Consider the following 18,561-nt stretch of genomic DNA (forward strand, 5'->3'; position numbering starts at 1 on the left):
TCAAGGTAGGCTTCGAGGGCGGCCATTTGGTCTCAATCAAGTCGTCAAGCGAGCTGGCTTGGCCGGGTTATCTCGTGAATGAGCTTATGGTCGCGGATCTTGAGGTATCACACTTCTTTTTCGAGACGAAGAAGTTGTGCAATAGTTCAAATGGAGGCTCAACGCCCGCCAGGTCTTCGCTGGCAGACGTTGAACCGGCCTGAAAACTTCACCGACGTTTAGCGCGCCGCGCGGTTTTCTACTTGCGCGCAATGCATTTGCTTGCGCGTTGGCTGGGCAGACCTTCCGTAGTATTTAAGATGGGGCATACCCGTTGATTTAATCACTTCGCTTGGAAGACTCGATTAATGTGCCTATATCTGCTCCAAAATATTGAGCCCCGTCCTGTGTCAGGTGTGCTGTATCAAAAAATAAAGGTCTGTCTTTCGGGCTGAGCACAGCGCAACTTGTGTTATTGGGACAGATTATTTGCATTAGATCCACAAATATAATGTGCCTGGTTTTTGAAAGTTTTTCATTTAGAGATTTCGTTTCTTCATCTTTAAAGCGGGCAGCAAAATGACTGATTCCGGAGGTTCGACCAAGAGCCGTAACGATATCGATGCTGCTTTTTGATAAGTTTTTCCGACCAAATACGTAGACTTTTGCTTTAGTCATAGATGAGATTTTTTCAAACGCTTTTTCATTGTAGTCAATAGTCTCCGGATTCCAGCGAAATGCTATATATATTCTATCTGCATTGTCCAGTAATTTAGGGTCCATGGCTCTAGCCATCTTCACTTTGCACGGCTCAATAAGGTCTGGACTTTGTATTGTCATGGTGTTTATTTTGGTAAAGAATTTTTCTTCGTCCCCCTTCTCCACATAAAATGTGCTGCAATTAGACCATAAAGATCTAGAAACTATATCTGATTCTTTCGTATGACCACCCTCTGCGAGCATATTGACAAGATCTGCTGCTTGAGAATCGCCAATTACCAGTATTCTTTCTTTATTGCTGCTTAGATCAAAACCTTCTTTAAGATTTAGTGCATCGTGACGCTCCCATACGTACTTATCGAGTTCGCCACGGTTGATTTGGGTGATGTTCCTAATAGAATCGGGCAGTCTCCAGTCCCAGCCATCCATCGCCCAACTGCTCGCTGAGATAGACATTACAATCGCAGTGCCGCTCATTATCGCCATTCCAAACTTAGGCCGGCTGAGTTTGGACTTCGCTGTGCTTCTGAATGGTTTTTCAATTAAAAAGTAAAGGCAGAGGGCAAGTGCGAACGTCGTTGCGAAGAGTGCGAACGTCCCGGTTGCTGAGATTTCATCAAAAACAACATAGCTCGTAAAAACGAGTAACGGCCAGTGGACGAGATATAAGGAATAGCTAATCTCTCCAATCTTGGTAGCTAGTGTAGAGGAAAGCGGTAACGAGAATTTAGTATTGGCTCCTCCATAAATCATAAGTGACGCCCCGGCTGCTGGCACCATAGCAGACAATCCAGGGAATACAGTGGTTTTGATGTTAAATAAAGTTATTGAATATATTATAAGTCCTAGCCCAAAAAGATATGCGGCATCATATATGTGCTTGTGGCTTTTAAAGCGCTCAACTAATAAAATTATGGCGCCGAACAAGAATTCGTAAATTCTAAAAGGCGTTAAATAGAAAGCTCCTGAAGAGTCCTTGTTTAAGTAAAGTACCGCTGAGATGGCGCCAAAAATTGTCAGGAGTAAAGTGGCAAAAAGTGTTCTTTGTGTTACTTTTGTTATGAGGAGAAGTAATACTGGCCATATAATATAAAACTGAATTTCTACACTGAGCGACCAAGTGTGTAGTAGTGGTTTGACAATTGAGGATGTGTCAAAGTATCCGCTCTCCATCCAGAAGAAAAAATTTGATAGCCCACTGAGTGCATATACGGTAGAGCCTGACATTTGTTTAAAGTCGGCGGGGGAGAATAGTATATATGCTGCAATGTAAGATGCGACAATGGTTGTTAGTAGTGCCGGTATTAAGCGTCGTATGCGCCGATAATAAAAATCATAAAAATCAAATTTCCCATCATACTGTTTTTCAAGGAGTCCTTTAGTAATCAGGTAACCACTGATCACAAAAAAAATGTCGACGCCAACAAAACCACCGGAAAATAAGCTGACGTTAAAATGATAAAAAATTACAGAGATAACAGCTATCGCTCGGAGCCCATCTATATCCGGTCTATAGTTTTTTTGCTGTGATGTCGATAATTTATTGACTTTTGATTGCGCGACACACGTCATGCAGATTTGCCCCTATCGCATTGTTTTTGATTTTCGCATGGTACTGATTTAAGTCCATTTAGTCTTGCTAAATTGAACTCGAAGCAAGGGTTTCACGGGTTGCTTATTGTGCTAGCCGAGCTGCGGTGCACTGTGAAGCCCCCCCACGAGAGAAAGTATAGCGAAAATGCTTGGCCCACGAGTCATGCACGATGCATCGCCAAGTGTATGACAGAGGGCTGTACGCGATCTATGAAATCAACCGACCCTATGGAGGGCGCGCTTAGCCAGGGAAATGCTGACAAACACTTCATGACTTTGTGCTGCACTCCCTTCACACTAACTGAACACTACTGCAATGCCCTAGAGAATGAGTTTACTTATTGCTAAAAGGAGAACTGACACTTTCTGGTCACGGATGATGCCGGTTGTTTGAGGTAATTCAAGCTAGCCTTCGTTCTCTCCCTACAGTCTGCAAGCCCGTGTTTGATATGTTCTATATTCTCGCCAATTACCCACAACACTCCGAATGAACAAACCGTGGCGTTCAGCATGAAACGTGAGCTAAAGCCATACTTCCGATTTTTTTAAGCGATCCATCATCCACACATTCAAAAACCAAAGTTGAAATCTGATGCTGCGCACCCAATCTCTTCTGGAGCCATCCCCTTGCGAAGCGACCTGACGCCAAAATCGTAAATGCTACCTGTACCCCAAGTCGGTCGACATTCGAATTTCCATTAGTGGCCTTGTCGCTCGGGTCGTTATTCGATCTACGGGCTGGCTAGGAGTAGCCAGAAGCCGATAGCTGTCTGTCATGATTCGGGTTCATCGGGAATGGCAAGGCTTCGGTGGTGAACTACTCTGGGGTAATTTCGCGCCTTTGTTGAGATCCGGCAGCAAGTCCCCCCTACAGTATCCTGCCCACCTTCCCCACCCTTAACACCAACCACAACGCCCCCCCAATCAACGCCCCGCCGTATAGATGCGCCATCGATAACGGTTCGTCGAGCAACAACGCCCCCCACAGCACCCCAAACGGCGGGATCAGGAAGGTAGTGGTCATCGACCTCACCGGTCCAATAGCCGTCAGCAACCGGAAGTACAAAACGTACGCCAACGCCGTACACCCCAACCCCAACCCGAGCAACGATGCCCACACCTCCCAGCCACCCCAGCTCGCGGGCGGATGCAGGGCGGCGCTGTAGGCGAAGAGCGGCAACAGAAACAACGTCGCGCCGAGCATGCTGCCCAAGGCGGACAGGCGACTGTCCAACCCGCCACGCTGGTCCAGCCAACGCCGCGCGAGGAAGCCGGCGAAGCCGTAACAGGTGGTCGCCACCAGGCAGGCCACTGCGCCCATCAACAGCTCAAGGTCAAAGGCCACCGGCCCGGCGCGCGTGAGTACGCCTACACCAAGCAGGCCAAGGCTCACCCCGGCGATTTTTGAAGCGGTGAGCCGTTCGCTGAAGAACAGCCCGCCGATCAATACGCCCATCAGCGGCGTGGTGGCATTAAAGATCGCCGAGTAACCGGCCGGCAGCACTTGGGCGGCCACGGAGTACATGGTCGCCGGGATCCCGGAGTTGATCACGCCGAGCAACAGGACTGTCTTGAACTTGCCCTGGAAATCCCAGCGCACTCGCATTACTGCCAGCATCACCAGCAGGCCGGCAGCGGCAATCGATACGCGGAAAAACGCGGTCGGCACGGGGCCGATTTCCGGGGCGATGATGCGCATGAACAAAAAGCTCGCGCCCCAAATGGCAGCCAGCCCCAACAGGTACAGGGTGTCGACAGGTCTCACGGAATATTCCTACATCAATAAGGCCGCGAGTGTTGCCCAGTCACCTGTCCGACACAATCACTGTTTACACGACAAACCGCGTCACCAAACCGTTGAGGTCCACTGCCAGGCGCGACAATTCCTGGCTGGCGGCCGAGGTCTGGGTAGCGCCGGCGGCGGTCTGGGTGGACAGGTCGCGGATATTCACCAGGCTGCGGTCCACTTCGCGGGCCACCAGCGCCTGTTGCTCGGCGGCGCTGGCAATCACCAGGTTGCGCTGGCTGATCTGCGAGATGGCGGCGGTGATTTTCTCAAGGGCGCTGCCGGCGCTGTTGGCCCGTTGCAGGGTCTGGCCAGCGTGCTCTGCGCTGCTGTTCAACGCTTCGACGGTGTCCTGCGTGCCTTGCTGGATACCGCTGATCATCTGCTCGATTTCTTCGGTGGAATCCTGTGTGCGCTGCGCGAGGGAACGCACCTCGTCGGCAACCACCGCAAAACCGCGCCCGGCTTCACCTGCGCGCGCCGCTTCAATCGCAGCGTTGAGGGCCAGCAGGTTGGTTTGCCCGGCAATGCCACGGATGACTTCCAGAACCTTGCTGATGTCCTGGGCCTGTACCGCCAGGCCTTCGGCTTTGTTCGAGGCGCTGAGTACTTCATCCACCAGGTTCTGGATCGAGCTGATGGTTTCGCTGATCTGGTAGTGGCCGTGCTTGCTGTCTTCATCCGAGGCCTGGGACGCTTCGGCGCTGGACACCGCATTGCCCGCCACTTCGTCCACGGCCGCGCTCATCTGGGTAACGGCGGTGGCGGCTTGTTCGATTTCATCGTTTTGCGCTTGCAGGCCGCGCGTGCTCTGTTCCATCACCGAGCTCATTTCTTCTGCGGCCGAGGCCAGTTGTTGCGCCGATTCGCTGATGCCACGGATGGTGGTCTGCAACTGCGTCTGCATGGTGACCAGGGCGCCAAGCAGTTGGGCCGGCTCATCATTGCCGCTGACGTTGATCGGTTGGCTCAAGTCGCCGGCGGCGATGGTGCGCGCCACGGACAGCGCCTGGCTGAGAGGCGCGGTGATGCTGCGGGTCAGCAGCCACGCCAGCAGCAAAGTGGCGATCAGTGCAATCACGATGATCAGGCCGACCACCCATTGCGCGCTCGAATACATCTGTGCAGCGGAGTCCGCGGCGGCTTCGACACCGTTCTGATTGAAGACGATCAGCTTTTCCAAACTCTGGGTGAGGAGGGTGCCTTGAGGCGCAAGACGGTTGTTGAGCAGGTCAATAGCGTCTTGTTGCTGATCCTTATCGATCAAATCAACCATTTGGCCGACGATCGCCAGGTAGCCGGCCACGTCGGTTTTGACCTGCTTGAGCATCTCGCGCTCTTCGTCATTGGTCAGCAGGGTTTCATGGCGGGCCAGCAGGGTTTGCAGTTCGTTGCGCTGCAGGGTAATCAGGTTTCTGCTGTTGTCACGCACCCGGGACTCATCGGTGGTCACCAGGCGCAAAGCCTCCAGGCGGATACTGGCCGCGAAGGCCGCGCTGTCGTGGATATTCTCGATGCTCGGCATCCACGACTGCTCGATGACCAGCGCGCTTTCGCGCAGCTTGGCCATCTGCCCCAGGCCGAACAGGCCAACAATCACCAGCAAGCTGGCCAACACCCCAAAACTCAGACTGGCACGCAGACCGATCCTCATGTTCCTCAATGACATCTCAATGCTCCTTGGGCAATTAGAACCTGCTCCCGGATCGGTCTTTTGACCTTGTTAGGGTGGGAGAGGGCGCGCTGTATATCAAAGTGCTATCAAGGTGGTAATCGGGGTTTCCCTTAGTTGGATCCAACGCTTGAGGCGGGATCAAAATTGGAATTGGCACCGCTATTTCTGGCACCAAGTGCCAAGCCCCGCCGTTAGCGGCTATTGGTCAAACGGATGACGACTAATAGGTGTTTTTATTGACCGTATGGTCGAATTAAAAAAATTGAAAACAAATGTACGATGTGAACGAAGTTGTACAACGCAGCGCAAAAAATCAGCCTTCTCCTGCTTACATACACTGGCTAAGCTCAGGGCTTCCCGATGCTCGTTCGAGGTTTTCCGCATGTCGCAACCCACGCCCGCCCTCGCTATCGCCCGCACGATCCTCGACGGCTTCGACGATTACCGTGAGCACTTTCGCCAGATCACCGATGGCGCCCGCGAGCGTTTCGAAAAGGCCCAGTGGCAGCAGGGCCAGGCGGCGTCTGCGGCGCGGATCAACCTGTACGAAGAGAAGGTCTCTGAGGTGATCGCTGGCCTGCGCGCCCGTTTCGAAGACGCGGACTTACTGGATGTCGACCTGTGGCCCTTGGTCAAAAGCGCCTACATCGACTTGATCGACCTGCGTTTCGACGATGAGCTGTCCGAGACTTGGTACAACTCGATCTTCTGCGGCCTGTTCAGCCACGACCTGATCAGCGATGGCTGCATGTTTATCCACACCACTCGGCCCAGCCTGCGCCGGGCGCGGGCAGCGCAGACCCGCACCTATACGCCCGCCGGTAAAATCGGCGAGATGCTTGCGCAGATCTTTGCGGACTACCGTTTCAGCGAGCCCTACGCCGATCTGAACGCAGACCTGCAGCGCCTCGAAGCGCAATTACGGGAAAACCTGCCCGATTGGGTATGCAAGGACCCGGACCTCAAGGTCGAGTTGTTTTCTTCGGTGCTCTACCGCAACAAAGGCGCCTATCTTGTAGGTCGCCTCTACACCCGAGAGGAACAATGGCCCCTGGTGATTCCGTTGTTGCACCGCGAAGGGCAGGGCATCCAGATCGATGCGTTGATCACCGACGAAGCCGATGTGTCGATCATCTTTTCGTTTACGCGTTCCTACTTCATGGTCGACGTACCGGTGCCCGCGGAGTTCATCGGTTTCCTCAAGCGCATCTTGCCGGGCAAGCACATTGCCGAGCTGTACACCTCTATCGGCTTCTATAAGCATGGCAAGTCGGAGTTCTATCGCGCGCTGATCAATCACCTGGCCACCACCGACGACCAATTCATCATGGCGCCGGGCGTGCGTGGCATGGTCATGAGTGTGTTCACGCTGCCAGGCTTCAACACCGTGTTCAAGATCATCAAGGACCGCTTTTCACCGTCGAAAAACGTCAACCGCGCCACGGTGATCGAGAAGTACCGCCTGGTCAAAAGCGTCGACCGTGTGGGGCGCATGGCCGATACCCAGGAGTTTGCCGACTTCCGTTTCCCCTTGAGCAAGTTCGAGCCCGAGTGCCTGGCCGAGTTGCTGGAAGTCGCCGCCGGCACCGTCGAAGTAGAGGGCGACACCGTGCTCATTCGTCACTGCTGGACCGAGCGGCGCATGACCCCGCTCAACCTGTACCTCGAAAACGCCAACCCCGCCCAGGTGCGCGAAGCCCTGGAGGACTACGGCTTGGCCATCAAGCAACTGGCGGCGGCGAATATCTTCCCCGGCGACATGCTGCTGAAGAACTTCGGCGTCACCCGCCACGGCCGCGTGGTGTTTTATGACTACGACGAAATCTGCTTTCTCACCGAAGCCAATTTCCGCCACATCCCCGAGCCACGCACGCCCGAGGATGAAATGGCGTCGGAACCCTGGTACTCCATCGGTCCGCTGGACGTGTTCCCAGAAGAATTCCCGCCGTTCCTGTTCGCCGACGCCGGGCAGCGCAAGCTATTTGATGAATTGCATGGCGAGTTGTACAACGCCGACTACTGGAAGGGACTGCAAGAAGCGATTCGCGCGGGGAAGGTGATTGATGTGTTTCCGTACCGACGCAAGGAGCGCGGTTACTCCTGAAGGGCGAGGTATGCTGGAACCCCCGCCCTGAGTCGGCTGGCGTCAGACGATGACACATACGCCCTTGGTTGCCTCCACGCCCATGCTCCTTAAATGTTGCAGCGCGGGCCTCAAGTCACTTTGCTTGGGTAAGTAATGGCCTGACGTATTGGATAGACAGACTTTCCCCAGCAGGTTTTTTTTCATGTACCCGGCACTGACGATCTTCTGCGACTGACCGGGGCCAGCGCCGATTTCGGCAATGGCGGGGTGAGACATCCACTTGGGTGGCACGTTTTTGTCGATGTTGCCGACTACCAATTGGCCGCCTTGGGTAAGCACAAACTTATTCAACGAAGTCGGTTTATCCAGGATCTTCAGGTCTTTTGGCTGATTGACGTTCACCAACTGACCTCTGGGGTTTTTGGGGTTCAGCGCCGCGCCTGCCAGGTGCAGCTCCGCATTCAGGTCCCGCGCTTTTGTATTGTTCAGCAGCGCATAGCCAACGGAAGTGCAGCAGGGTAACGGCGAGCCTTTATAAGGCGTGACGTCGTGATGTGTGTTGGCGTGTGAATGCGAGAAACTGCCGCTGGTAGAGCGATGGGGATTAATAGGCATACGAAATCCTCTTGGGGGGGCAGATTTGAACCCCGCGTCGCTCGCTCAATACATCGGATTTCAGCTTTAACGCGTGGGAACGGTGGTCGGTTTTTTGTAGGAACCGTCCTTGTGATGGGGTTGCCAGCGCCGTTACCCGATGACGCAACGTCTCCCGTCCTGTCGAAATCTGCGACAATCGCGTCCATTCCATCGACTGATGCTGCGCAGGCCTCACCTGCCTCACCCAAAAGACCCTTGCCGCCCTGATGACTGACCAAGCGCCCGCTATTGACCAACTGCTGAAAAACCTCGATCACGCCATGCTCGCCGACCGCCACCGCTTGCGGCGGCAGTTGCTTGAGCTGCGCAAGAAGCCCGACGAGGAAAAACTGGCGCAGTGGGTCACGCGCATGCAGGCGTCCTGCGCCCAGGTCACGGCACGGCGCGCCAGCCTGCCGGTGATTCGCTACGACGACAGCCTGCCGATTGCCGCCAAGCGCGACGAGATCAAGGACGCGCTGAACAAACATCAGGTACTGATCATTGCCGGCGAAACCGGTTCGGGTAAAACCACCCAGTTGCCGAAAATCTGCCTGGAAATCGGTCGCGGCCAGTACGGTTTGATCGGTCACACCCAGCCACGCCGAATTGCCGCGCGTAGCGTTGCCAGCCGGGTTGCCGAAGAGTTGGCCACGCCTTTGGGCGCGTTGGTGGGCTATCAGGTCCGGTTCGAGGATCAGAGCGATTCCAACACCCTGATCAAGCTGATGACTGACGGCATCCTGCTGGCGGAAACCCAGAACGACCGTTACCTGGAACGCTACGACACGATCATCGTCGACGAAGCCCACGAACGCAGCCTGAACATCGACTTCCTGCTCGGTTACCTGAAAACCCTGCTACCGCGTCGCCCGGACCTCAAAGTCATCATCACCTCGGCCACCATCGACCTGGAGCGCTTTTCCAAGCACTTCGACGATGCACCGATTGTCGAGGTCTCGGGTCGCACGTTCCCGGTGGACACGTGGTACCGCCCGCTTACCCTGGAGCAGGACGAAGAGGGCAACCGCGTCGAGGATGACTTGACCGTTGACCAGGCGATTCTCGCCACCCTCGATGAAATTGCCGCTTACGAGCGCAGCGAACGGCGCAGCCCCGGCGATGTGTTGGTGTTTTTGCCGGGCGAGCGCGAGATTCGTGACGCCGCCGAGATGCTGCGCAAGGCCCAGCTCAAGCACACGGAAATCCTGCCGCTGTACGCGCGCCTGTCACCGGCCGAGCAGCAGCGGATTTTCCAATCCCACCCGGGCCGGCGCGTGGTGCTGGCGACCAACGTCGCGGAAACCTCGCTGACCGTGCCTGGCATTCGTTATGTGATCGACAGCGGCACCGCGCGCATCAGCCGCTACAGCTACCGCGCCAAGGTGCAGCGCCTGCCGATCGAGGCGATTTCCCAGGCCAGTGCCAACCAGCGTAAAGGTCGGTGCGGCCGGGTCGAGCCGGGTATCTGCATCCGTCTGTTCAGCGAAGAAGATTTTATCGGGCGGCCGGAATTTACCGATCCGGAGATCCTGCGTACCAACCTCGCCGCCGTGATCCTGCAGATGCTGCACCTGCGCTTGGGTGAAATCACCGACTTCCCGTTTATCGAACCGCCGGATGGCAAGGCGATCAGCGACGGTTTCAACCTGTTGCAAGAGCTCTCGGCCGTGGACCGCAACAGCCAACTCACCCCGCTGGGCCGCCAACTGGCGCGCCTGCCGGTGGACCCTCGCATGGGGCGCATGTTGCTGGAAGCCGCCAAGCTCGGCAGTTTGCAGGAAGTGCTGATCGTCGCCAGCGCCATGTCGATCCAGGACCCGCGCGAGCGTCCGCCGGAGCGCCAACAGGCCGCCGACCAGGCCCATGCACAGTGGAAAGATCCCGATTCGGACTTCGCCGGGCTGGTCAATTTATGGCGCGGCTTTGAAGAACAGCGCCAGGAGCTCACGGCCAGCCCGTTACGCAACTGGTGCCGCAAGAACTTCCTCAACTACCTGCGCCTGCGCGAGTGGCGTGATTCCCATCGCCAGCTGAGCCTGATTTGTCGTGACATGCAGCTGACCATCAACAAAGAACCGGCTGACTTCCCGAAACTGCACAAAGCGGTGCTCTCCGGCCTGCTCAGCCAGATCGGGCAGAAGACCGAAGACGGTGATTACCTCGGTGCGCGCCAGCGGCGCTTTTGGATTCACCCCTCGTCGGGTATCGGCAAGAAGCGTCCGCAATGGCTGATGACCGCCGAACTGGTGGAAACCACCAAGTTGTACGCGCGCATGGTCGCCAAGATCGACGCGGACTGGATCGAACCGCTGGCCGGGCACCTGATCAAGAAAAACCACTTCGAGCCGCATTGGGAGAAGAAGCGCGGCCAAGTGGTGGCGTTTGAGCAGATCACCTTGTTCGGGTTGATTGTGGTCGGGCGCCGGCCGGTGCATTACGGGCCGATTGACCCGGTGGTGTCCCGCGAGCTGTTTATCCGCGAAGGCCTGGTGCGCGGCGAGATTCAATCCCGCGCCAAGTGCCTCACGGCCAACCAGCAACTGCTGGAACAACTCGACGAACTGGAAGCCAAGGCCCGCCGCCGCGACATCCTGGCCGATGAAGAAACCCTGTACGCCTTCTACGACGCGCGTTTGCCGGCGGAGATCCACCAGACCGCCACCTTTGACAGCTGGTACAAGGTCAACAGCCAGAAAGATCCGCAACTGCTGATCATGCGCGAAGAAGACGTGCTCGCCCGTGAGGCCAGTGAAGTCACCGCCGCGCATTACCCGGACACCCTGCACTTGGGCGACCTGGAATTGGCCCTGAGTTACCACTTCGAACCCAACCACCCGCGCGACGGCGTGACCCTGCGCGTACCGGCGCCGCTGTTGCCGGCCTTGCCGCCGGAACGTTTGGAATGGCTGGTGCCGGGGGTGATCGAAGCCAAGTGCATCGCCCTGGTGCGCAACCTGCCCAAAGCGCTGCGCAAGAATTTCGTGCCGGTGCCGGACTTCGTAAAGGCCGCACTGCAACGCATCGAGTTCGGTCAGGGCTCGCTGCCCCAGGCGCTGGGGCGTGAACTGTTGCGCATGACCGGCGCGCGGGTCAGCGATGAAGCTTGGGCCGAGTCGGCGCAGCAGGTGGAAAGCCACCTGAAGATGAACCTGGAAGTGGTCGACGGCCAAGGTAAGTTCCTCGGCGAAGGTCGCGACTTGGCTGAGCTGACCGCACGCTTTGCCGAAGCCAGCCAAGCCGCTTTGGCCGTGCCGCAAACGGCGAAAAGCCAGCAGCCGGTGGAAGCCAAGGTGTTCGCCGCTGTGGCCGAGAAAACCCAGCAAAAGATCGCTGGGCTGTCGATGACGGTGTACCCGGCGCTGGTGGAAGAAAACGGTACGGTCAAGGAAGGTCGCTTTTCCACCGCCGCCGAGGCTGAGTTCCAGCATCGCCGCGCGTTGCAGCGTCTGCTCATGCAGCAACTGGCGGAACCGGCGAAATTCCTGCGCGGCAAGTTACCCGGCCTCACCGAGTTGGGGCTGATGTACCGTGAATTGGGGCGTATCGATGCGCTGGTGGAAGACATCCTGCTGGGGAGCCTAGACACCTGCGTGCTCGAAGGCGAAGCCAGCCTGCCGCGTGATGGCGCTGGTTTGGCCGCTTTGGCCGAACGCAAGCGCGGCAGTTGGACCGAACACGCCGAACGCCAGGCGCGCTTGACCCTGGAGGTGCTGAAACTCTGGCACGGCTTGCAAAAGCGCTTCAAAGGCAAGATCGACCTGGCGCAGGCGGTGGCCTTGAATGACATCAAGCAGCAACTGAGTAACCTGGTCTATCCAGGTTTTGTGCGGGAAACCCCGGCGCAGTGGTTCAAGGAGCTGCCGCGTTACCTCAAGGCCATTGAGTTGCGTCTGGAAAAACTGCCGAGCCAGGTGCAAAAAGATCGGGTGTGGAGCAGCGAGCTCAGCGGGCTGTGGGCGCAATACCAGAACCGCCTGAACAAGCATGCCCAGGAAGGTAAGCGTGATCCTCAGTTGGAGCTTTATCGCTGGTGGCTGGAGGAATATCGGGTGTCGTTGTTTGCCCAGCAGTTGGGCACCAAAGTGCCAATTTCCGACAAGCGCTTGAGCAAGCAGTGGACGCTGGTCGAGGCCTGATCCCTTCACGATTTCCAGCATCGACAAGGTTTCAATGTGGGAGGGGGTTTGCTCCCGATGGCGGTCTATCAGAAACAAATTCTGTAACTGACACACCGCTATCGGGAGCAAGCTCCTACCACACATTAAAAAGGTGTTTGTCTGGGAAGTGGCGCCAAACCCCAGCGTTTGTGGCAAACTTCGCGCCCATAAATGCCGGGATCGTCGTAGCAGCGACGCGATGGAATAAAGCGATGCCAGTTTGATGTCCGCTGGGCGGAATAGAACTACTCACAGTTTGGTACGACGGTACCAATATCTTCTGCCTGACAGATTTAGAGGAACGACCGTGCATAACGTCGTCATCAGCGGCACTGGCCTTTACACCCCTGCCAACAGCATCTCTAACGAAGAGCTGGTGCAGTCTTTCAATACCTACGTGCAGCAGTTCAATGCTGACAACGCCGCTGCCATCGAGCGTGGCGAGGTGCAGGCGCTGACTGAGTCCAGCGCGGCCTTTATCGAAAAGGCGTCGGGCATCAAGAGCCGCTTCGTGATGGACAAAGACGGCATTCTCGATCCGCAGCGCATGGCCCCACGCCTGCCTGAGCGCAGCAACGACGAATGGTCGGTGCTCTGCCAGATGGCCATTGGCGCCGCCGAACAAGCCCTGCAGCGTGCGGGCAAGACCGCCGCCGACATCGACGGCGTGATCGTCGCCTGCTCCAACCTGCAGCGCGCCTACCCGGCCATTGCCATCGAAGTCCAGGAAGCCCTGGGTATCGCCGGGTTCGGTTTTGACATGAATGTGGCGTGCTCCTCGGCGACCTTCGGCATCCAGAACGCCGCCAACAGCATCCAACTCGGCCAGGCCCGGGCGATCCTGATGGTCAACCCGGAGGTCTGCACCGGCCACCTGAATTTCCGCGATCGCGATAGTCACTTCATCTTTGGTGACGCCGCTACTGCTGTGATCCTGGAACGTGCCGACCTGGCAACGTCCGAGCACCAGTTCGATGTGGTGAGCACCAAGCTGCTGACCAAGTTTTCCAACAACATCCGCAACAACTTCGGCTTCCTCAACCGTGCGGCGGAAGAGGGCATCGGCGCGCCCGACAAGCTGTTCGTGCAGGAAGGCCGCAAAGTCTTCCGCGACGTATGCCCGATGGTGGCCGAGCTGATCGGCGTGCACCTCGAAGAAAACCAGTTGAACGTGGCCGATGTGAAACGCTTCTGGCTTCACCAGGCCAACCTGAGCATGAACCACCTGATCGTGAAGAAACTGCTGGGCCGCGAAGCCACGGTAGAAGAGGCCCCGGTGATTCTCGATACTTACGCCAATACCAGCTCTGCTGGCTCGGTGATTGCGTTTCACACCTACCAGGATGACCTGCCCAAGGGGTCGGTTGCGGTGCTCAGTTCGTTCGGTGCAGGTTATTCCATCGGCAGCGTGATCCTGCGCAAGCGTTGATCCTGCGACAGGCCTTGCAGTGAAATCGAGGTAGACAATGGCAGCAGCGGACGACGCGCATCTGCTTGAACGCCTGCTCAAGGGTGATCAACGGGCTTACAAGGAGTTGGTCACCACCTACCAGAGCGCCATGCGGGCGGTGGCATATGCCATCGTCGGCCAGCGCCATGCCGATGAAATCGTCCAGGACGCCTGGCTGTCGGTAGTGCGCAACCTTTCCAAATTCGAAGGCCGGTCCAGCCTCAAGACCTGGCTGCTGACCATCACCGCTAACGCCGCCAAGGGGCGCTACAAGCAGAATCGTCGTGAGGTGTTGCTCGACGATTTGCCTTCGCCCCACGGCACCATCGGCGATGACCGCTTTACCCCCGACGATGGCCACTGGGCGGTCGCCCCCTTTGCCTGGCATCAGGACACGCCGGAAGCCTTGCTGACCGAGGATGAGCTGCGTGATTGCCTGGAGCATACGTTGCTGAGTTTGTCGCAGTTGCAAAGCAGCGTCCTGGTGCTGCGTGAACGCCAGGGCCTGGAGTTGGAGGAGATTTGTAATCTCCTGACGCTCTCACTCTCCAATGTCCGTGTGCTGTTGCATCGAGCACGGCTTAAAGTCTTTGCCACTGTGGAGCATTTTGAGGAAACGGGCGAATGTTGACCTGTAAAGAACAAGTGGCACGTTCCAGTGACTATCTCGATGGGCAATTGACCTTTCGCGAGCGCTTGCTGGTGCGTCATCACTTGATGTTCTGCCCGAACTGCCGCCGGTTTATCCGTCAGATGCGCCTGATGCAGGCGACCCTGAAGATCATGCCGGATGAGCCGGTGAAGGATGTGGATGCCTTGGCGCAACGGCTGGCTGCCGAGCGGCTCAAGGATCAATAAAGGCGGGGTAGAAGCAGACTCGCGTGGCGCGATCGAACGGATGATGGGGATCGATCTCGCCACGCAAGGCTGTTGCAACCACCTCGGGCCGTCCTGGCCCAAGGCTTATTACACGTACTGTTAGAACTTGGCTTCTGCGTCCAACTGCAGAGTATTGGCATTGGCGTCGCGGTAACCTGCGACGCTGGCGTAGTCTGCCTTGGTCAGGAAGTAAGTCGCGCCGATGGCGAAGTTCTTGTCGATGTCGTAACCGACCTTGAACTTGTGACCCCGTGCACCGGTGAAGCCGCCGGCGAAGTCCGAGTCGGTGAGGGCACCCACCACCGCGTAACGCTGCACATCGCGGTAGTTGTAGTCCAGGTTCAGGCCAAACACCTTGGACTTGGCACCCAGCAACCAGGCTGTGTCCTTGTCTTTATCAGTGGCTTTGGTGTTTTGCACGTACTGGCCGTAGAACGACAACGGTACGGCCAGGCCGCCGATATCGATTTGGCTGAAGCCTTCGTACAGGCGGTATTCGCTGGCATTGCCGGCCGTGGTGTTCGCCACGGTTTCAGCCGGGGTCAGGCACTGGAAGGAACCGGCGGTCGGGCAGCGGCTGTCTTCGTCATTCTGGAACGCATAGACACTGCCGCCCAGCGTCAGCTTCAGGTTGTCGGTCAGGGTGAAACGCGAGCCCAACTGGCCGGCGGTCATGCGCAGGTCATTGCGAAATTGCACGCCGTCGCCATTGACGTTGTCTTTGAGGTTGTAGTTACCCAGGCTGCCGAACAGCTCGGCACTGCTCCCCAGTGGGTATTTGTAGGTCAGGGCCAGACCTTCCGGGTTGATATCGCTATCCCAGATCACGTCGCCCATGCTGACCCACGGTTGCAGCATCTTGCCGCCGATCACGTGCAGGTTTTTGATCTGGTCCGGGTGGTAGTCGATGTAGCCCAGGTCCAGCCAGATCGACTTCTTGTTGAAGTAGCCATCCAGGTCCTGGTTGGTGGAACGGGCATCGTCGCTGCTACCGGTAGCAATGCGGATGCCGGTATCCACTTGTGGGTTGATTTCGGTGTAGGCGCCCAGACGCGCGCGGATGCGCTCACGGTCCTTGTCCTTGCCGCCATTGTTGGGGGTGCCATCGATCTTGATGGTCTCGTGGCGGAAACGTACATCACCCTTGAACTGTGTCTTGGCTGCCCAAGCCAGCTTCTGGTCGAAGCTGCTCAGCTCATTGGTTTTTTTCGCGGTGGCCGCGATCTGTTCGTTGCTCTCTTGCTGAGCTTGCCGGGCGATCTGCTGTTCTTTCTGGTCTTTGGCCAACTCGTTTTGCAGTTCGGTGTACTGCGAAGCGGTGATCTGGCCGTTGGCCTTGAGCATGTCGAGCAGTTTAGCGTCGACTGCAGCGCTGGCCGGAACGCTCAGGGCCAGTAACAGGCCGCCGCACAGGGCCGCCGCAGTTTTAGTGGAAGCAAGACGCATATCAATCTCCGAAAGTGAGGAGGGATGGCAAACCATCCAGGACACAACCGACCGATGACGGACGGAAAAATAGCCGACTGGTAGAACCAGGCGCTCTAAAAACAGGCGTCAGTATCGCGATGGTTTATGACGCAGCAGTGGCGAAGTGATGTCATCTGTGTGACAAATTCTTTTGCTTCGGAACTATTGTTTTAGAGCCTTGTCGGGCGATTTGAGGGTGTGTGAAACCTAGCGATAAGCGATACTCGCGGAGCTTTTACGCCCTGATGTAGTGAGGATGCCGATGCCGTTGCAACGCCTGCAAAGCTTGTCCGAAATAGCCCCGCAGACCTGGGATGCCTTGGTGCCTCAGGCCCAACCGTTCGTGCGGCACGCGTTCCTGAGCGCCCTCGAAGACAGCGGCAGCGTCGGCCCGCACTCCGGCTGGCAGCCGGAGCATTTACTGCACTGGGAAGGTGATCGGCTGGTGGCGGCACTGCCGGGTTATCGCAAGTGGCATTCTTATGGCGAATACGTGTTCGATCACGGTTGGGCCGATGCCTGCGAGCGGGCCGGTATCGAGTACTACCCCAAATTGCTGACAGCTGTACCGTTCAGTCCGGTCAGTGGCCCGCGCCTGTTGGCGGCCAACGCACAGGACGGTTTCGAATTGCTCAACAGCCTGCCGGGCTACCTGGAAATCGAAGGGCTCTCCAGTGCGCATATCAACTTTACCGATGCCTTGGCCGATGAGGCCTTAGCCCTGCAACCGGGCTGGATGCAGCGCCTGGGCTGCCAGTTTCATTGGCAGAACCGTGGCTACCGTGACTTCCAGGATTTCCTCGACGCCCTGAGTTCACGCAAGCGCAAGCAGATGCGCAAAGAGCGTGAGCAGGTGGCGGGGCAGGGCATCGACTTCGAATGGTTGCAAGGCCATGAGTTGAGCGAGGCGCAGTGGGATTTTGTCTACGCCTGCTACGCCAACACCTACGCGGTGCGCCGCCAATCGCCCTACCTGACCCGCGCGTTTTTCAGCCTGCTGGCCGAACGTATGCCCGAGGCAATCCGGGTGGTGCTGGCCAAACAAGGCGCGCGGCCGGTGGCCATGGCCTTCAGCCTGATCGGCGGTGACAGCTTCTACGGCCGCTACTGGGGTTGCCTGGCGGAGTTCGACCGCCTGCATTTCGAAACCTGTTTCTACCAGGGCATGGACTACGCCATTGCCCACGGCGTGCAACGCTTCGACGCTGGCGCCCAGGGCGAGCATAAATTGATTCGCGGGTTTGAGCCGGTGATCACCCACTCATGGCATTACTTGCGCCATCCAGGGTTGAAGAATGCCGTGGAGGATTTTCTTGAGCGTGAGCGGGTAGGGATTCTGGCGTATGCCGAAGAGGCGAGGGCCGCCCTGCCTTATCGGCAGGGCTGACCCCCGCTGGTTTCAGGCTGAGTCCTCCCTGCCTAGCCACCGATAGGTAACACCGCCGATGACCGCACCGAGGATCGGCGCGAGCCAGAACATCCACAATTGCTGGATCGCCCACCCGCCCACGATCAGTGCCGGCCCGGTACTGCGAGCTGGGTTGACTGAGGTGTTGGTGACAGGGATGGATATCAAGTGGATCAAGGTGAGCGCCAGGCCAATGGCGATGGGCGCGAGGCCCTTCGGGGCGCGGTGGTCGGTGGCGCCGAGGATGATCAGCACGAACATGGCCGTCATCACCAGCTCGCACACCAACCCCGCCGCCATCGAATAACCGCCCGGCGAATGCTCGCCATAGCCGTTGGAGGCCAGCCCGCCGGCCAATTCAAAGCCAGGCTTGCCGCTGGCGATGAAGTACAACAATGCGGCGGCGACTACCCCGCCAATGACTTGGGCCACGATGTACGCCGGTAACTCCCTGGCCGGAAACCTCCCGCCCACTACCAGCCCCACCGATACCGCCGGGTTGAGGTGACAACCGCTGATATGCCCAATGGCAAACGCCATGGTCAGCACCGTGAGCCCGAACGCCAGGGACACGCCCAACAACCCGATCCCGACAGCAGGAAACGCGGCGGCCAACACCGCACTCCCGCAACCGCCCAACACCAGCCAAAACGTACCCAGCCCCTCTGTGACTGAACGCTTGAACAAAGACATGCAGCACGTCCTTGATAGATCACTCTACC

At 57.4% G+C, this 18,561-nt stretch carries 12 protein-coding genes; 6 read left to right on the forward strand and 6 right to left on the reverse strand.

The features are described from left to right. Positions 1 to 318: 318 nt before the first annotated feature. From ACVWXD_RS03375 to ACVWXD_RS03385, 3 genes are all read right to left on the reverse strand, one after another. On the reverse strand, positions 319 to 2,271 hold the full coding sequence (locus ACVWXD_RS03375; RefSeq protein ID WP_457370680.1) for an acyltransferase family protein: 1,953 nt from the start codon (positions 2,269 to 2,271) through the stop codon (positions 319 to 321). Positions 2,272 to 3,160: 889 nt separating this feature from the next. Next, entirely contained in the window at positions 3,161 to 4,057 is an 897-nt protein-coding gene (locus ACVWXD_RS03380) for a DMT family transporter (protein WP_457370681.1), read from the reverse strand. Between the two features lie 64 nt (positions 4,058 to 4,121). After that, the gene (locus tag ACVWXD_RS03385) at positions 4,122 to 5,747 is read right to left on the reverse strand and encodes a methyl-accepting chemotaxis protein (protein ID WP_032887692.1); all 1,626 of its coding nucleotides are present in this window, start codon (positions 5,745 to 5,747) and stop codon (positions 4,122 to 4,124) included. A gap of 388 nt (positions 5,748 to 6,135) precedes the next feature. On the opposite strand from ACVWXD_RS03385, the gene aceK reads away from it, so the two are divergent. Then, complete coding sequence (gene aceK, locus ACVWXD_RS03390; RefSeq protein ID WP_032887694.1) at positions 6,136 to 7,857, forward strand: bifunctional isocitrate dehydrogenase kinase/phosphatase; 1,722 nt, start codon at positions 6,136 to 6,138, stop codon at positions 7,855 to 7,857. Between the two features lie 42 nt (positions 7,858 to 7,899). Here the strand turns inward: aceK and ACVWXD_RS03395 are convergent, their stop codons facing one another. After that, complete coding sequence (locus ACVWXD_RS03395) at positions 7,900 to 8,454, reverse strand: hypothetical protein (RefSeq protein ID WP_099602979.1); 555 nt, start codon at positions 8,452 to 8,454, stop codon at positions 7,900 to 7,902. A gap of 248 nt (positions 8,455 to 8,702) precedes the next feature. On the opposite strand from ACVWXD_RS03395, the gene hrpA reads away from it, so the two are divergent. The 4 genes from hrpA (at position 8,703) to ACVWXD_RS03415 (ending at position 14,943) form a co-directional block, all read left to right on the forward strand. Continuing rightward, entirely contained in the window at positions 8,703 to 12,614 is a 3,912-nt protein-coding gene (gene hrpA, locus ACVWXD_RS03400) for an ATP-dependent RNA helicase HrpA (RefSeq protein ID WP_457370682.1), read from the forward strand. Between the two features lie 328 nt (positions 12,615 to 12,942). Next, on the forward strand, positions 12,943 to 14,064 hold the full coding sequence (locus ACVWXD_RS03405) for a beta-ketoacyl-ACP synthase III (protein WP_122681166.1): 1,122 nt from the start codon (positions 12,943 to 12,945) through the stop codon (positions 14,062 to 14,064). Positions 14,065 to 14,101: 37 nt separating this feature from the next. Next, positions 14,102 to 14,716, forward strand: a complete 615-nt coding sequence (locus ACVWXD_RS03410; RefSeq protein WP_032887701.1) for an RNA polymerase sigma factor — start codon at positions 14,102 to 14,104, stop codon at positions 14,714 to 14,716. Next, positions 14,710 to 14,943, forward strand: a complete 234-nt coding sequence (locus ACVWXD_RS03415) for an anti-sigma factor family protein (protein ID WP_032887702.1) — start codon at positions 14,710 to 14,712, stop codon at positions 14,941 to 14,943. The genes ACVWXD_RS03410 and ACVWXD_RS03415 overlap by 7 nt, the downstream gene beginning before the upstream one ends. A gap of 120 nt (positions 14,944 to 15,063) precedes the next feature. Here ACVWXD_RS03415 and ACVWXD_RS03420 read toward each other — a convergent pair whose 3' ends face one another. Further along, on the reverse strand, positions 15,064 to 16,410 hold the full coding sequence (locus ACVWXD_RS03420; protein ID WP_032887704.1) for a putative porin: 1,347 nt from the start codon (positions 16,408 to 16,410) through the stop codon (positions 15,064 to 15,066). A gap of 283 nt (positions 16,411 to 16,693) precedes the next feature. Here ACVWXD_RS03420 and ACVWXD_RS03425 point away from each other — a divergent pair, with 283 nt between their 5' ends. Then, positions 16,694 to 17,818, forward strand: a complete 1,125-nt coding sequence (locus ACVWXD_RS03425) for a GNAT family N-acetyltransferase (protein ID WP_032887706.1) — start codon at positions 16,694 to 16,696, stop codon at positions 17,816 to 17,818. A 12-nt stretch (positions 17,819 to 17,830) separates the two neighbouring features. Here the strand turns inward: ACVWXD_RS03425 and aqpZ are convergent, their stop codons facing one another. Then, on the reverse strand, positions 17,831 to 18,532 hold the full coding sequence (aqpZ, locus tag ACVWXD_RS03430) for an aquaporin Z (protein WP_032887707.1): 702 nt from the start codon (positions 18,530 to 18,532) through the stop codon (positions 17,831 to 17,833). Positions 18,533 to 18,561: the final 29 nt, after the last annotated feature.

It is taken from the genome of Pseudomonas sp. TE3911, assembly GCF_054062775.1.

Coding starts and splice junctions, on each gene's coding strand:
- ACVWXD_RS03375 (WP_457370680.1), bottom strand. CDS start 2,271: ATGACGTGTGTCGCGCAATCAAAAGTCAATAAATTATCGACATCACAG.
- ACVWXD_RS03385 (WP_032887692.1), bottom strand. CDS start 5,747: ATGTCATTGAGGAACATGAGGATCGGTCTGCGTGCCAGTCTGAGTTTT.
- aceK (WP_032887694.1), top strand. CDS start 6,136: ATGTCGCAACCCACGCCCGCCCTCGCTATCGCCCGCACGATCCTCGAC.
- ACVWXD_RS03395 (WP_099602979.1), bottom strand. CDS start 8,454: ATGCCTATTAATCCCCATCGCTCTACCAGCGGCAGTTTCTCGCATTCA.
- hrpA (WP_457370682.1), top strand. CDS start 8,703: ATGACTGACCAAGCGCCCGCTATTGACCAACTGCTGAAAAACCTCGAT.
- ACVWXD_RS03410 (WP_032887701.1), top strand. CDS start 14,102: ATGGCAGCAGCGGACGACGCGCATCTGCTTGAACGCCTGCTCAAGGGT.
- ACVWXD_RS03415 (WP_032887702.1), top strand. CDS start 14,710: ATGTTGACCTGTAAAGAACAAGTGGCACGTTCCAGTGACTATCTCGAT.
- ACVWXD_RS03420 (WP_032887704.1), bottom strand. CDS start 16,410: ATGCGTCTTGCTTCCACTAAAACTGCGGCGGCCCTGTGCGGCGGCCTG.
- ACVWXD_RS03425 (WP_032887706.1), top strand. CDS start 16,694: ATGCCGTTGCAACGCCTGCAAAGCTTGTCCGAAATAGCCCCGCAGACC.
- aqpZ (WP_032887707.1), bottom strand. CDS start 18,532: ATGTCTTTGTTCAAGCGTTCAGTCACAGAGGGGCTGGGTACGTTTTGG.